Origin of the sequence: Corynebacterium pollutisoli (genome assembly GCF_900177745.1) — a bacterium.
Lineage (GTDB): Bacteria > Actinomycetota > Actinomycetes > Mycobacteriales > Mycobacteriaceae > Corynebacterium > Corynebacterium pollutisoli.
The window spans coordinates 109,783-123,692 of the sequence record NZ_FXAR01000005.1 but is presented as its reverse complement, the minus strand read 5'-3'; the positions used below and the strand labels follow the sequence as shown (position 1 = coordinate 123,692).

Sequence of the window (13,910 nt, the reverse complement as noted above, 5' to 3'; positions counted from 1 at the left end):
GGAGGTCGTGGGCAGCGGCCGCGGGACGAACAACTAGACTGTTCCGCATGACTGCCGCGATTCACGACCTGATGGACTTCGACGAGGTCCTGGAGAAGTTCGACCCCGTCATGGGCCTCGAGGTCCACGTCGAGCTGGCCACGGAGACCAAGATGTTCTCCACCAGCTCCGCCCACTTCGGTGCCGAGCCGAACTCCAACGTCGACCCCGTCTCCCTCGGACTCCCCGGCGCACTGCCGGTCGTCAACGCCAAGGGCGTCGAGTGGGCCATCAAGATCGGCCTGGCCCTGAACTGCCAGATCGCCGAGTCCTCCCGTTTCGCGCGCAAGAACTACTTCTACCCGGATCAGCCGAAGGGCTACCAGATCTCCCAGTACGATGAGCCGATCGCCTACGACGGCTGGCTCGACGTCGTGCTCGACGACGGCACCGAGTGGCGCGTCGAGATCGAGCGAGCCCACATGGAGGAGGACACCGGCAAGCTCACCCACATCGGCGGCGTCTCCGGCCGCATCCACGGCGCGACCGCCTCCCTGGTGGACTGCAACCGCGCGGGCGTGCCGCTCATCGAGATCGTCACCAAGCCGATCGAGGGCGCCGGCGCGCGTGCCCCGGAGATCGCCCGCGCCTACGTCACCGCCCTGCGTGAGCTGGTCAAGGCCATCGGCGTGTCCGACGCCCGCATGGACCAGGGCTCCATGCGCGTCGACTCCAACGTCTCCCTGCGCCCCCTCGGCCAGGAGGAGTACGGCACCCGCACCGAGACCAAGAACATCAACTCGCTCAAGTCCGTCGAGCAGGCCGTGCGCTACGAGATGATGCGCCAGGCCGCCGCCATCGAGAACGGCGAGGAGATCATCCAGGAGACCCGCCACTACCAGGAGCTCGACGGCTCCACCCGCAAGGGCCGCCGCAAGGAGTCCGCCGAGGACTACCGCTACTTCAACGACCCGGACCTGCCGCCGGTGCTGGCCCCGAAGGAGTGGGTCGAGGAGATCCGCGCCACCCTGCCGGAGCTGCCGTGGGTGCGCCGCGCCCGCCTGCAGGAGGAGTGGGGCATCTCCGACGCGGAGATGCGCGACCTCGTCAACGCCGGTGCCCTCGAACCGATCCTGGCCACCGTCGAGGCCGGCACCACCGCCGACGAGGCCCGCGCCTGGTGGGTCAACTACCTCTCCGCCGCCGCCCGCGAGCAGAACGTCGAGCTCGAGGCCCTGGCCATCACCCCGGCGCAGGTCGCCGAGGTCGTCGGCCTGGTCAAGGAGGGCAAGCTGACCACCAAGCTGGCCCGTCAGGCCGTCGACGGCGTCCTCGCCGGTGAGGGCACCGTCTCCGAGGTCGTCGCCGCCCGTGGCCTGGAGGTCGTGCGTGACGACGGCGCCATCGAGGCCGCCGTCGACGAGGCCCTGGCCGCGAACCCGGACATCGTCGAGAAGTACCGGGCCGGCAACACCAAGGTCGTCGGCGCCATCGTCGGTGCCGTCATGAAGGCCACCCGCGGCAAGGCCGATCCGGCGCAGGTGAACAAGCTCATCGCACAGAAGCTGAAGTAGCTTATCGACGCTGTGTCAGGGGCGCGCGGGCCGTTTCGGGCTGCGCGCCCCTCGTCGTATTTACGACGCACGTAATTACGTTGTTCGGGGTGCTCGTTCGACGCCTGAAGTGCCAGGTCAGATCTCATATGCTCTCGGCGTTATGGTCGTAATTACGAGTCTCGTAATTACGAGTCGCGGCCCGGCAACCCAGAACGCCTGGCTCGCACCGGAGATCGACCGGTTCAGGGCATGGGTCATCGGGGCCGACGGCGGCGGGAACTTCTTTGTGCTGGACCGGACCCTGCTCCACGGAGGACTGCGAGGGGCGGAACCTGCACCTGTTCCGGGACTCTCTCGAGGAGTTTCTCGCACTCCTGGCGTCGAAGACACAGGGGATGGATCACGTGCTGAATGAAGACCAGCCCGGCTGAGCCTGATCGGGGGCACAATGGATCCATGAGCACCTACCTTCCCGCCCCTGACCGCTACACCGCCATGCCCTACCGCCGCGTCGGACGCTCCGGCCTCAAGCTGCCCGCCGTCTCGCTGGGCCTGTGGCACAACTTCGGCGATGACAAGCCGCTGGAGACCCAGCGCGCCATCCTGCGCCGCGCCTTCGACCGGGGTGTGACGCACTTCGACCTGGCCAACAACTACGGCCCGCCGGCCGGGTCGGCGGAGAGCAACTTCGGCCGCCTCCTGGCCGAGGACTTCCGGCCCCACCGCGACGAACTCATCATCTCCTCGAAGGCCGGCTGGGACATGTGGGAGGGACCGTACGGTTTCGGCGGCTCGCGCAAGTACCTCATGGCCTCGCTCGACCAGTCGCTCGACCGCATGGGCCTGGACTACGTCGACATCTTCTACCACCACCGCCCGGACCCGGACACCCCGCTGGAGGAGACCATGTACGCCCTGCGGGACATCGTCGCCTCCGGCAAGGCGCTGTACGTCGGCATCTCCTCCTACGGCCCGGAGCTGACGAGTGAGGCCGCGGAGTTCATGGCGGAGGAGGGCTGCCCGCTCATCATCAACCAGCCGAGCTACTCCATCGTCAACCGGTGGGTGGAGGAGCCGGGTGAGGACGGCGACTCCCTGCTCGCCTCCGCCGCCGACTCCGGCCTGGGCATCATCGCCTTCTCTCCGCTGGCGCAGGGTCTGCTGACCAACCGTTACCTCAACGGTGTGCCGGAGGATTCGCGCGCGGCGGCCATGAAGTCGCTGTCGAACGACATGCTCAGCGCCGAGAACCTCGAGATGATCACCCGCCTCAACGACATCGCCCAGGAGCGCGAGCAGTCCCTGGCGCAGATGGCCATCGCCTGGGTGCTGCGTCAGCAGGGCGAGTACGGCGTGGAGACGGTCGCCTCGGCCCTCATCGGAGCCTCCTCGGTGGCGCAGCTCGACGAGAACCTCGACTCCCTGAACAACCTCGAGTTCTCCGACGCGGAGCTGAAGGCCATCGACGACGTCGCGCGCGACGCCGGCATCAACATCTGGGCCGGTGCCACCGCTTCCCGACGCCACGCCGACTGATGCGCACCCGGGTCCGTGAGGCCACGCCCGCGGATGTTCCGGGCATTCACGATCTCATCAGGCAGCTCGCCTATTACGACCGGGAGTCGGAACTGTTCACCGCCTCCGTCGCCGACCTGGAGGAGGCGATGTTCGGCGATGACGCGATCCTCCACGCCCTCGTGGCGGAGGGGGAGGACGGGCTTGCCGGTGTGGCGACGTGGTACCTGCGCTACGGCACCTGGGAGGGCGGACGGTGTGGCTCGAGGACCTCTTCGTCGCGCCGGAGGCGCAGGGATGCAACGTCGGCGGTGAGCTGATGGAGGAGCTGGGGCGACGGGTCGTCGATAAGCGGTACCTGCGGCTGGAGTGGACGGTGCTGAAATGGAATGAACCGTCGATAGGCTTCTATCGACGGTTCGGGGCGCAGGTCGTGGGCGAGGAGCGCCACACGATGCGGTGGACCCCTACATCAGGATGAGCTTGAGCGCGAGGCCGCACATGACCACGCCGATGCCGATGTTGAGCCAACGCCACACGTGCGGGCGGGACAGCGGCTTGCGCAGGAGAGCTGCGCCGTAGCCGACGAGCGGGAACCAGATGAGGGCGGCGATGAACGCGCCGAGGGCGAAGAGCCAGCGGCCGTCGGTGCCGTACTGGTTGGCGATGCCGCCGACCATCACCACGACGTCCACGTAGGCGAGCGGGTTGAGCCAGGTCAGGGCCAGGGTGGTGCCGACGGCGGCGAGACACGTGGGGCGGTGGGTGGGGCGCTTGAGGCCGGTGGTCGGGCGGGTCCGGGTGATGACGGCGCCGCCGCCGGTGCCGGAGGTGTCGTCGTGGGGGCCGATCGGCTCCGTCTCGACGACCGTGATGGCCCCCGGGGTGGCGGCGTCGCGGAAGTTCGTCCAGGCGAACCACAGGAGGTAGGCCGCGCCACCCCAGCGGAGGATCTCCAGGAGGAGGGGCTCGGAGTCGACGAGCACGCCGACGCCCGCCACGCCGGCGGTGATGAGGAAGATGTCGGAGATGATGCAGGTGAGCACGACGGCGGTGACGTGCTGACGCTTGATTCCGGACTTCAGCAGAAAGATGTTCTGCGGTCCGACGGCGATGATGAGGGAGAGTCCCAGAAAGATACCCGCAACAATGATTGACATGACCTCATTGTGCGCCTCGATCGAAATGAAGTCCAGTTAATCGAACTACATCTGATTAAGATCAGCTTCATGAACCCGTTGCACCTGGAATCGCTCCTCGCCATCGTCGACGAAGGTAGTTTCGAGCACGCCGCGCACAGCCTCGGCATCACGCCCTCGGCCGTCAGTCAGCGGATCAAGGCACTGGAGAGGGACACCGGCCGGGTGCTCGTGCGGCGCTCCACCCCGGCCACCGCGACCGAGGCGGGGGAGGTCCTCGTCCAGGCCGCCCGCCGCATGCGCCTGCTGCAGGCGGAGACCGACGCCCGCCTCGAGGGCCGCCTGGGGCGCGTGCCGCTGAGCATCGCCGTCAACGCCGACTCCCTGGCGACGTGGTTCACGCCGGTGATGTCGGACGTCGCGGGTTTCGACGGCGCCACCCTCCGCATCCGCATCGAGGACGAGGCCCGCACCCTCGCCCTCCTCCGGCGGGGCGACGTGCTCGGGGCGGTGACGCGCGAATCGCGGCCCGTCTCCGGCTGCGAATCCCTCCCGCTCGGCGTCGTGCGCTACCGGGCCGTGGCCACCCCGGATCTGGCGGCGCAGTACCCGGGGCCGGACTGGTCCCGCATGCCCACCCTCCGCTTCGGGCCCGGCGACGCCCTGCAGGCCGCCGACCTGGAGGAGAGGCTGGGGGAGAAGCAGCAACGCCCCCGGATGTCGGAGATCCCGTCATCGGAGGCGTTGGCGCGCGCGACGCTGCGCGGGCTGGGGTGGGGGCTCATGTCGGACCTGCAGGCGGACATCCACCTGCGGCGCGGGGACCTGGTCACACTCGACGACCGCATCATTGACGTCCCCCTGCACTGGCAGCGCTGGCGCCTGGAGTCGGAGCTGCTGGAGAAGCTCACTGATTCGGTGCTCGCGGCAGCGCAGCAGCTCCCGGCGGTCTAGCCGAACAGCTCGACCTGGAACGGCTCGGGGTTCTTCACGTGCTCACCCTCCGGGACGGCGCCCGGCAAGGTGACGCCGTCGGCGAAGGGCTGGCTGCCGAGGGCCTCGCGGCCGTGCGGGCTGGCCAGGCCGGCCAGGTCCGGGCCCTGCGGCACGATCTGGGTGGGGTTGACCTCCTTGTGCACGATGAAATAGTGCTCCTTGATCTCCCGGAAGTCGGTGGTGTCGCCGAACCCGGGGATCTGGAAGAGCTCGCGCAGGTAGCCCCACAGGGCGGGCATCTCCGAGATCTTGTTGCGGGAGGTCTTGAAGTGGGAGTAGTACACGGCGTCGTGACGCACGAGGGTGACGAACAGGAAGATGTCCGCGAAGGTGATGTGCTCGCCGACGAGGTAGCGGCGGTTGGTCAGGCGCTCCTCTAGCCAGTCCATGGTCTTCCAGAAGCGGACGTAGGCGTCGTCGTAGGCATCCTGGGTGCTGGCGAAACCGCAGCGGTAGACGCCGTTGTTCACCTCGGTGTAGATGCGCCTGGCGATCTCGTCGATCTCCTCCCGGTGTTCGACCGGGTAGAGGTCCGGGGCGCCCGCGCGGTGGAACTGCGTCCACTCGGTCTGGAAGTCGCGGACGATGGACGGGTAGTCGTTGGTGACCACCTTCTTCGACTCCACCTCCACGACGGCCGGGACGGTGATGCCGCGCGGGTAATCCGGGAAGCGATTGAAGTACGCCTCCTGCAGCCGGCGCAGGCCGGTGGCCGGGTCGACGCCGTCCGGGTCGAGGTCGAAGACCCAGGAGCGGACGTCGTGGGTGGGGCCGGCGAGGCCGAGGGAGATGACGTCCTCGAGTCCCAGCAGGCGACGCGTGATCACCGAGCGGTGCGCCCACGGGCACGCGCGGGCGGCCATGAGCCGGTAACGGTCGGCCTCGACCGGCCAGTGGACGGTGCCGTCGTCCTGCGGGGTCGTCTCGCTCACGTCAGCGGTGATGCGGTCATTGATGTACGTTGCGTCGCGCACGAACTCTCCGTCGGTGGATGCGTTCTGCGGGTCGCCTGCCCAGTCCTCATTCGCTGTCATGTCAACAACCCTAGCGTTCGAACCCGGCGACGTCAACGTCCGGGGGCCTTGCTACCTTGAGATCCATCATGAAACGTCTCGCTGCCGTGCTCGGTGCGGGCATCGTCGCGGTCATCGGCTCCGCCCTGCTTCTCGACGCCCCCTCCGCCCTCACCCGTCCCCCGGTGGTCACCCCGACGGTCACCGAGATGGTGACCGAGGTGGTCACCGAGACCGTCGAGGTCGCCCCGGAGCCGACCTCCCCGGCCCGCGAACTCCTGGCCACCCTCGAGGTCAAGGGCCGCGCCCCCATGACCGGCTACGACCGGGCACTCTTCGGCCAGGCCTGGAGCGACGACGTGCGCGTCCCCGGCGGACGCAACGGCTGCGACACCCGCAACGACGTCCTGCGCCGCGACCTCCACGACACCGTCATCCGCCCCGGCACCCACGGGTGCCTCGTCGAGTCCGGCACCCTCCTCGACCCCTACTCGGGCGAGACCCTCGAGTTCGTCCGCGGCCCGCGCAGCGCCGAGATCCAGATCGACCACGTCGTTGCGCTTGCCGACGCCTGGCAGAAGGGTGCCCAGGCCTGGGACGAGGACACCCGCCGGGACTTCGCCAACGACCCCGCCAACCTCCTCGCCGTCCGCGGTGACCTCAACCAGCAGAAGGGGGCAGGCGACGCCGCCACCTGGCTCCCGCCCGACACGAGCTTCCGGTGCGACTACGTCTCCCGCATCATCGGGGTGAAGGCGACCTACGGTCTGTGGGTCACCGAGGCCGAGCAGGAGGCGCTGTCCCGCGAACTCATGCGGTGTCCGTGATCGGATTGTTGGCATTTCGCCACGCGGCTCGCGGCCTCAAGGCCGCCCGGCGCCTGATATCTGCCTTAATCTGGCAGCATGACCGACAAGAACCAGACCCCCGACCGTGCGGGCTCGTACGACGCCGACGGGCTCGACGTGCCCACCTACAACAAGGACACCCACGCCGCCGACCCGGCGCCCCGCTCCTCGGGGGCCGGTTCCACGCCGCTGAGCAAGGCTGACGCCGGCTCCGTGCCCGGCGGCAACGACGCCACCACCCAGTTCCCCCAGACCTCCAACGGCCTCTTCGACCGCACCGGCCGCGCCGCCCCGCAGGAGATCAAGCCGCAGGCCACCCCGCAGCCGACCTACGCCGACCAGGACTTCGCCCCGACCGGCTCCCACGAGACCTACGAGACCCACCAGACCATGGCCTACGACCGCCCGGCCTCCCAGCCGGCCGCGACCGCGGCCGCCGCCCCGGCACCGGCCCCGGTGGCCCCCGCCGCCGTGCCCGCCGATTACGACCACCCCACCGCCACCGCAGCGGACGAGCCGACCGTGCGCGACCACCGCCGCGGCACCATGGACTTCGGTCTGCTCATCATCCGCCTGCTGCTCGGCGGCTGGCTCATCCTCGAGGCCGTGGGCACCTTCTTCCGCCTCGGCGGCAACCCGGGCATCTCCGGCCTGGAGGCCGACTACGCCAACTACCTGGCCCCGGGCGGCCTGGCCATCATCATCCCGTCGCTGCAGCTGGCGGCCGGCGTGTTCCTGGTCCTCGGCCTCATCACTCCGCTGTTCGCGATGGTGGCGACCATCGTCACTTCCTTCACCGCCCTCCACGAACTGACCACCTCCGGTGCCGGCGCGAATATCTTCGCCTGGCCGGAGTCGGTGTGGCTGTCCATCGTCATGCTGGGCATCTCCCTGGCGCTGCAGTTCACCGGTCCGGGCCTGGTCTCCCTGGACTTCGGCCGCAGCTGGGCACGCCGCCCGCTGGTCAGCTCCTGGATCTTCATCCTGCTGGCCATCGCCGGTGCCGTCGCCCTGTGGTGGTTCGGCGCAGGCGTCAACCCGCTCGCGTAGTACTCCACATCACCGACGGCCCCGCCCAGTGCGGGGCCGTCGGCGTCTCCGGGCACGCCGGGACGCGATATCGTCGTACACCCGCGCGCTCTTAGGACCGGCTCTCCGGTCCTAACAGCGTCCGGAGCGCCCGGGCTGTCTGACGATAGTGCGAACCCGCGCCCAGCGGGGCGCTGACAGAGCGAAGCGCGATTTCGTCGTACACCCACGCCCTCTCAAGCCCGGGTCTCAGGTCGTAGCAGGGCCCGGAGCGCCCGGGCTGTCTGACGATAGTGCGAATCCGCGTCAGCGGCGCGGCACCGCGCGCAGCGCCCACGCCCACGCCACCAGCACCGCGATCCCCAGCCACACGAAGTCACTCACCAGGAGCTTCTGCCAGAAGCCGAGCGCGTGGATGTCGATGGAGTCGCCGTACCACCACTTCGGCGGCTGGGTGATCACCAGCGCGGTCCACGTGAAGACCAGAGCGCCGAGCACCACGGGGCCGCGGAGGACGGTGAGGCAGCGCCATGCCACGACGGGCAGGAGCAGGGTGAGCCAGATCCAGTGGTGGGACCAGGAGACGGGGGAGATGAGGAGCATGATGACGGCGTTGACGAGGGCGGCGTCGATAAGCATGTCGCGGCGCATGAGCGCCACCATGAGCCACCCGCCGAGCACGATGGTGAGCAGCGAGAGCCCCAGCCACAGGCCGTTGACCAGGGTGGAGTGCGCGTCGAGCGCATCCGCGGAGGTGAACCAGCGCATGATCATGCCCTTGAGGGAGCTGTTGGACTGGTAGACGGTGTTGACGCCGAACTCGGAACTCGAGCCCATGTCGAGCAGCACGGAGGTGTAGAACTCCTTCGTCGCGTCCCAGCGGAACAGCGCGGCCACGCCCGTGGCCAGCAGCGCGGAGACACCGGCGATGAGGATGGAGCGGATGTCGCGGCGCAGCAGGAAGAACAGCAGCATCGCCAGGGGAGTGAGCTTGATCGCCGCCGCCAGCCCGATGAGCCAGCCCTGCGGCAGACGGCGTTTCCGCGGCACGAGGTCGAGCACCACCAGCGCCATGAGCACGATGTTGAGCTGCGCGAAGCCGGAGTTGAGCCACACCGGCTCGATGAGCAGCATCACCGGCCACACCGCCGCGGTGAGTGCCGCCAGCATCCAGCCGCGCAGCCGCGTCGCCGCCTGCAGCACGAACCACAGGCACACGAGCACCAGCCCGGCCGAGAGGATGATCATGAGGTCGCCGGCGAGATCCGGTTCGAAGCCGACGAAGGGTACCATGACCAGCGCGCCGAACGGCGGGTAGATGAACGGCAGGGCAAGGTCCCCGGCGTACATGGGCACGGAGTACATCTCGCCGCCGTCGAGGAAGGCGCGCACGCCCTCGAGATAGATGATCATGTCGACGGGGAAGTCGGTGATCATCATCTGGCGTCCGATGACGCCGAAGCCCGCGACCAGTCCCAGGGCCACCACCATCTGCAGGACGGCGGTGAGGGACGGGGTCGCGGGCTTCGAGAGGTCAGTCACCCGGACGATGTTAGTCGACCCGGCGGACGGCTCCCTTATCGGCGGAGGTGGCCATCGACGCGTAGGCGCGCAGGGCCTTGGAGACCTGGCGCTCGCGCTGCGGGGTCCACGGCTTCTCCGAGGCCTCCATTGCTTCTCGACGACGCGCGATCTCCTCGTCCGGCAGGTCGAGGGACAGGCGGCGGGTGTGGACGTCGATGGTGATCGGGTCACCGTTCTCGATCAGTCCGATGAGTCCACCGTGGGCGGCCTCGGGGGAGATGTGGCCGATGGACAGGCCGGAGGTGCCGCCGGAGAAACGACCGTCGGTGATCAGGGCGCACTTCTTGCCCAGGCCCGCACCCTTGAGGAAGGACGTCGGGTGCAGCATCTCCTGCATGCCCGGGCCGCCGGACGGGCCCTCGTAGCGGATGACCACGACCTCGCCCGGCTGGACCTCGCGCTTGAGGATGATGGAGACGGCCTCCTCCTGGCTGTCGACGACGCGGGCCGGGCCGGTGAAGGTCCACAGCTCCTCCTCGACGCCGGCGGTCTTGAGCACGGAGCCGTCCGGTGCCAGGTTGCCGCGCAGGACCACCAGGCCGCCGTCGGCGGAGTGGGCGTGCTCGACGTCGTGGATGCAGCCGTTGACCTGGTCGGTGTCCAGGGAGTCCCAGCGGTTGTCCGTGGAGAAGGGCTCGGTGGTGCGCACGCCACCCGGGGCGGCGTGGAAGAGCTCGGTGGCGGCGTCGATGGCCTTGCCGCCGCGGATGTCCCAGTCGTTGAGCCAACCGTCGAGGCTGTCGTAGACGACGGAGTGGACGTCCTCGTTGAGCAGGTCGGCGCGGCGCAGCTCACCGAGGATGGCGGGGATGCCGCCGGCGCGGTGGACGTCCTCGATGTGGTAGACGCCGTTGGGGGCGACCTTGGAGATGCACGGCACCTGGTGCGAGATCTCCTCGATGTCGGCGAGGGTGAAGTCGACCTCACCCTCCTGCGCGGCGGCCAGGGTGTGCAGGATCGTGTTGGTGGAACCGCCCATGGCCATGTCGAGGGCCATGGCGTTGCGGAACGCGTCCTTGGTGGCGACGCTGCGCGGCAGGACGGACTCGTCCTCCTCGCCGTAGTAGCGGCGGCACATCTCGACGATGGTCTCGCCGGCCTGCTCGAAGAGGCGACGGCGGGCGGAGTGGGTGGCCAGGGTCGTGCCGTTGCCCGGCAGGGACAGGCCGAGGGCCTCGGTGAGGCAGTTCATCGAGTTGGCGGTGAACATGCCGGAGCAGGAACCGCAGGTCGGGCAGGCCGACTCCTCGATCTGTGCCAGGCCCTCGTCGGAGACGGCCTCGTTGGCGGAGGCGGCGATGGCGGTGATGAGGTCGGTCGGGGTCTGCGCGACGCCGTCGACGACGACGGCCTTACCGGCCTCCATCGGACCACCGGAGACGAACACGGCCGGGATGTTGAGGCGCAGGGCGGCGTTGAGCATGCCCGGGGTGATCTTGTCGCAGTTGGAGATGCACACCATGGCGTCGGCCGTGTGGGCGTTGACCATGTACTCGACGGAGTCGGCGATGATCTCGCGCGAGGGCAGGGAGTAGAGCATGCCGCCGTGTCCCATGGCGATGCCGTCGTCGACGGCGATGGTGTGGAACTCCTTGGGCACGCCACCGGCGGCACGGACCGCGTCCGCGACGATGTCGCCGACGTTCTTCAGGTGCACGTGGCCCGGGACGAACTGGGTGTAGGAGTTGACGATCGCCACGATCGGCTTGCCGAACTCATTCTCCTTGGTGCCGGTGGCACGCCACAGGGCGCGGGCACCGGCGGCGTTACGTCCGACGGTGGTGACTTTGGATCGAAGCGGGAACACTTACTGCTCCTTCGGGTTCTCGGTGGTGTTTTCGTTGATGGTGGTGCGGTCAGGTCGCGGCTGCTTGGAGGCCTCCCGAGCAGCGTACTCCTCCTTGGAGACCATGAACTGCTGCCCGTCGCGGTGGATGATGACGACCTTCTCGTCCTGCGCCTCCTGCGCCGCGGTCAGCGCGTCCGGGATGCGTCCCCGGGAGGCCTCCGCCAGCTTCGGCAGGGAGTTGAAGGTGACGCCCGGCATCATGTACTCGGCGCCGTCCTTCGTGGTGAGCAGGGCACGGGAGCCCTTGAATCCGACGCCCGCCACGTCCTCCCAGCCGACCGAGCGGTCGCCGCGGAAGGCGTAGCGGAGGTCGACGCCGCTCTCACCGACCACGGTGCGCGCCCGGAGTACCCAGAAGATGAAGGCCGCCGGGATGAGCAGCAGCCAGGCGAGGTACTGCGGTGCGGAGGGGATGACCAGCAGCGCGACGGCGATGATGAGGCCGGCCGCGAAGAGGTTGGCCCGCTCCGGGGCGAACTCCACGGATTCTGCGTGAGCAGCGTCTGAACTCATGGCGACCATGCTAGTGGAGGCGTCACTGTTCTCCCGCGTCCGGGGTGACCGGGGCCTGCGGGGTCTGCGGAAGCTGCGTATCGACGCCCGGTTCCGGCACCGGGGAGGTCGCCGTCGGCTCCACCGGTTGCGGTGCCTGGCGGGGCTGCGGTTGCTGCTGTGGTGTCTGGGTCGGGGTGGGCGCCGGGGTCTGCTCCCGCCACGTCTGCTCCGGGGTGGCCTCGGGGACAGGCTCGGGGGCGACGGAGGGCGCGGTGGGGGTGGTGGTCTCGACCGTGGGGGTGCGCGGGGCGAGAACCCCGGAGGGGCCATCCTCCCCGGCGTCGACCGTGAGGGTCTTGAGCACGAGCAGTACGAAGAGCGCGGCGAAGAGGGACGTCGTCGAGGTACGCACCCGGCCGCCGAAGGAGACGAAACGGCGCCAGCGGGAGGTGGGGGAGTCGCTGCGGAACACCCCGCCCGCCGGGGTCTGGTCCTCGGTGGTGTCGGTGGGTTCGTCGCCCTGGGGGCCGCGGTCGACGACCGCCGGATCCCGCCCCTCCTCGTCGGCGAAGCCGGAGGGGACATCGATCTCCTGATCGCCGGCGGAGTCCGGGGAGCCGGAGACGGGGACGTCGATAAGCGGGGTTCTGGACAGTGCCGCGGTGGTGACGGTGTCGACGCGGTCCTTGACCTCGCCGGTGATGGTGGTGGCGGAGCCGTACTCGTTCCAGAACTCGTCGAGGATTTCCGTGCGGATGGCGCGTTCGACGAGCCACTGCATGCCGGCCTCGACCTGGATCATGAAACGCATGTCCATCGTCCACGGCATACCGACCGTGGCGGGCGGATTGATGCTCACCGCCGGGTGGACGTCGAGCTCGCCGATGAGCTCCTTCGCGACGTCCGGACGCCGCAGCGCGCGGCGGGTCGCCGCCTCGGATCGGTCGATCGCCTCCTGCGTGTCGGCGGACCCCAGCAGCGGCACCGGGATGACCACCACGGCGCGCGACCAGTAGTTGGAGGTGTTGATGCTCACCCGGGCGGTGGAGTTGGGGATGATCACCGTCTCCTGCGCCAGGGTGCGGATGCGGGTGGAGCGCATCGTGATCTGGATGACCGTGCCCTCCACCTTGATGCCGTTGCCCTCGAAACGCACCCAGTCGCCCACGCCGAACTGCTTCTCCGTGAGGATGAAGAACCCGGCGAGGAAGTCCGCGATGATCGACTGCGCGCCGAAACCGATCGCCGCCGACACCACGGTCGCCGGGATGGCCGCGCCCGCCAGCGAGAAGCCGAGCGTCTGCAGGAAGAACACCAGGAGCAGGAAGAACGCGATGAGCTGGAAGACGTAGACGCCGACGCCGGTGAGCGCCAGGCGGGTCTTCGACTCATCCGCGTCGGTGGTCTCCTCGACACCCCGGGCCAGCCAGCGTTGCGCGAAACGGCCCACGCGGGGCACGAGCAGCGCGATGACGAAGAGGATGGCCAGGGTCAGGCCCTGATCGGCCATCCACGCCCAGGCACGGGAGAGGAGATAGGAGGCGAAGTCGAGCATGCCGCCCACGATACGACTAACCCCCACCCCCGTGTGTATGATGAGCGGCATGAACATCATTCGACTTGTGGTAGCAGCTGCGCGGCGCCTGCCGTAACGACCCTACCCAGTCGTCTCGACAAGCGCCCTCGACAGCACCCACCATCAGTGCTGTGCGGGGGCTTTGTCATTAGATGGTCACAGGTCACAGCCAACTTGTGCCGACGCCAGCCGCCCGGCCGACCCTCCCGCACCACAGGAAGTGTCACCAGGTAGCGTTCCAACTGCATTGTCCTTGTGAAATTAGGAGCTTGATAACGTGGCAGCTTCGCACACGCCCACCCCGGCCACGGTCGCCAAGAAGTCCGCGGGG

13 protein-coding genes are annotated in these 13,910 nt (G+C 68.7%); 7 read left to right on the top strand and 6 right to left on the bottom strand.

Features of this window, described 5'->3' with window-relative positions; translation table 11 throughout:
* The first annotated feature begins 47 nt into the window (after window positions 1–47).
* From gatB to B9Y70_RS08115, 4 genes are all read left to right on the top strand, one after another.
* Window positions 48–1,553 (top strand): Asp-tRNA(Asn)/Glu-tRNA(Gln) amidotransferase subunit GatB, encoded by a 1,506-nt coding sequence (gene gatB, locus B9Y70_RS08125; protein ID WP_085549763.1) that lies wholly within the window; start codon window positions 48–50, stop codon window positions 1,551–1,553.
* 438 nt (window positions 1,554–1,991) lie between these two features.
* Window positions 1,992–3,071: an L-glyceraldehyde 3-phosphate reductase gene (gene mgrA, locus B9Y70_RS08120; RefSeq protein ID WP_085549762.1), complete on the top strand. Its 1,080-nt coding sequence runs from the start codon at window positions 1,992–1,994 to the stop codon at window positions 3,069–3,071.
* The gene (locus B9Y70_RS12645; RefSeq protein ID WP_143337575.1) at window positions 3,071–3,370 is read left to right on the top strand and encodes a GNAT family N-acetyltransferase; all 300 of its coding nucleotides are present in this window, start codon (window positions 3,071–3,073) and stop codon (window positions 3,368–3,370) included. Before mgrA ends, B9Y70_RS12645 begins: the two co-directional genes overlap by 1 nt.
* On the top strand, window positions 3,307–3,531 hold the full coding sequence (locus B9Y70_RS08115; protein WP_159449798.1) for a GNAT family N-acetyltransferase: 225 nt from the start codon (window positions 3,307–3,309) through the stop codon (window positions 3,529–3,531). The genes B9Y70_RS12645 and B9Y70_RS08115 overlap by 64 nt, the downstream gene beginning before the upstream one ends.
* Here the strand turns inward: B9Y70_RS08115 and B9Y70_RS08110 are convergent.
* Entirely contained in the window at window positions 3,518–4,210 is a 693-nt protein-coding gene (locus B9Y70_RS08110; RefSeq protein WP_085549760.1) for a LysE/ArgO family amino acid transporter, read from the bottom strand. The genes B9Y70_RS08115 and B9Y70_RS08110 overlap by 14 nt on opposite strands.
* A gap of 69 nt (window positions 4,211–4,279) precedes the next feature.
* Between B9Y70_RS08110 and B9Y70_RS08105 the strand changes: the two genes are divergently transcribed.
* Window positions 4,280–5,143: a LysR family transcriptional regulator ArgP gene (locus B9Y70_RS08105; protein WP_085549759.1), complete on the top strand. Its 864-nt coding sequence runs from the start codon at window positions 4,280–4,282 to the stop codon at window positions 5,141–5,143.
* Here the strand turns inward: B9Y70_RS08105 and B9Y70_RS08100 are convergent.
* Complete coding sequence (locus tag B9Y70_RS08100; RefSeq protein WP_085549758.1) at window positions 5,140–6,219, bottom strand: glutathione S-transferase C-terminal domain-containing protein; 1,080 nt, start codon at window positions 6,217–6,219, stop codon at window positions 5,140–5,142. The genes B9Y70_RS08105 and B9Y70_RS08100 overlap by 4 nt on opposite strands.
* Before the next feature lie 68 nt (window positions 6,220–6,287).
* On the opposite strand from B9Y70_RS08100, the gene B9Y70_RS08095 reads away from it, so the two are divergent.
* Window positions 6,288–7,025 carry an HNH endonuclease family protein gene (locus B9Y70_RS08095; RefSeq protein WP_085549757.1) on the top strand — a complete coding sequence of 246 codons (738 nt, stop codon included), beginning with the start codon at window positions 6,288–6,290 and terminating at the stop codon, window positions 7,023–7,025.
* Between the two features lie 78 nt (window positions 7,026–7,103).
* Entirely contained in the window at window positions 7,104–8,096 is a 993-nt protein-coding gene (locus B9Y70_RS08090; protein ID WP_085549756.1) for a DoxX family protein, read from the top strand.
* Window positions 8,097–8,381: 285 nt separating this feature from the next.
* On the opposite strand, the gene B9Y70_RS08085 is transcribed toward B9Y70_RS08090, so the two are convergent.
* From B9Y70_RS08085 to B9Y70_RS08070, 4 genes are read right to left on the bottom strand one after another with little or no spacing between them, the layout of a single operon-like run.
* Window positions 8,382–9,617, bottom strand: a complete 1,236-nt coding sequence (locus B9Y70_RS08085) for a glycosyltransferase family 87 protein (RefSeq protein WP_240309176.1) — start codon at window positions 9,615–9,617, stop codon at window positions 8,382–8,384.
* 10 nt (window positions 9,618–9,627) lie between these two features.
* Window positions 9,628–11,466, bottom strand: coding sequence for a dihydroxy-acid dehydratase (gene ilvD, locus B9Y70_RS08080; RefSeq protein WP_085549755.1), 1,839 nt, complete (start codon window positions 11,464–11,466; stop codon window positions 9,628–9,630).
* Complete coding sequence (locus tag B9Y70_RS08075; protein WP_240309175.1) at window positions 11,467–12,021, bottom strand: PH domain-containing protein; 555 nt, start codon at window positions 12,019–12,021, stop codon at window positions 11,467–11,469.
* A gap of 22 nt (window positions 12,022–12,043) precedes the next feature.
* Window positions 12,044–13,609 (bottom strand): mechanosensitive ion channel family protein, encoded by a 1,566-nt coding sequence (locus B9Y70_RS08070; protein WP_240309174.1) that lies wholly within the window; start codon window positions 13,607–13,609, stop codon window positions 12,044–12,046.
* Window positions 13,610–13,910: the final 301 nt, after the last annotated feature.

Coding starts and splice junctions, on each gene's coding strand:
- B9Y70_RS08090 (WP_085549756.1), top strand. CDS start 7,104: ATGACCGACAAGAACCAGACCCCCGACCGTGCGGGCTCGTACGACGCC.
- B9Y70_RS08095 (WP_085549757.1), top strand. CDS start 6,288: ATGAAACGTCTCGCTGCCGTGCTCGGTGCGGGCATCGTCGCGGTCATC.
- B9Y70_RS08100 (WP_085549758.1), bottom strand. CDS start 6,219: ATGACAGCGAATGAGGACTGGGCAGGCGACCCGCAGAACGCATCCACC.
- B9Y70_RS08105 (WP_085549759.1), top strand. CDS start 4,280: ATGAACCCGTTGCACCTGGAATCGCTCCTCGCCATCGTCGACGAAGGT.
- mgrA (WP_085549762.1), top strand. CDS start 1,992: ATGAGCACCTACCTTCCCGCCCCTGACCGCTACACCGCCATGCCCTAC.
- B9Y70_RS08070 (WP_240309174.1), bottom strand. CDS start 13,609: ATGCCGCTCATCATACACACGGGGGTGGGGGTTAGTCGTATCGTGGGC.
- B9Y70_RS08075 (WP_240309175.1), bottom strand. CDS start 12,021: ATGAGTTCAGACGCTGCTCACGCAGAATCCGTGGAGTTCGCCCCGGAG.
- B9Y70_RS12645 (WP_143337575.1), top strand. CDS start 3,071: ATGCGCACCCGGGTCCGTGAGGCCACGCCCGCGGATGTTCCGGGCATT.
- gatB (WP_085549763.1), top strand. CDS start 48: ATGACTGCCGCGATTCACGACCTGATGGACTTCGACGAGGTCCTGGAG.
- B9Y70_RS08110 (WP_085549760.1), bottom strand. CDS start 4,210: ATGTCAATCATTGTTGCGGGTATCTTTCTGGGACTCTCCCTCATCATC.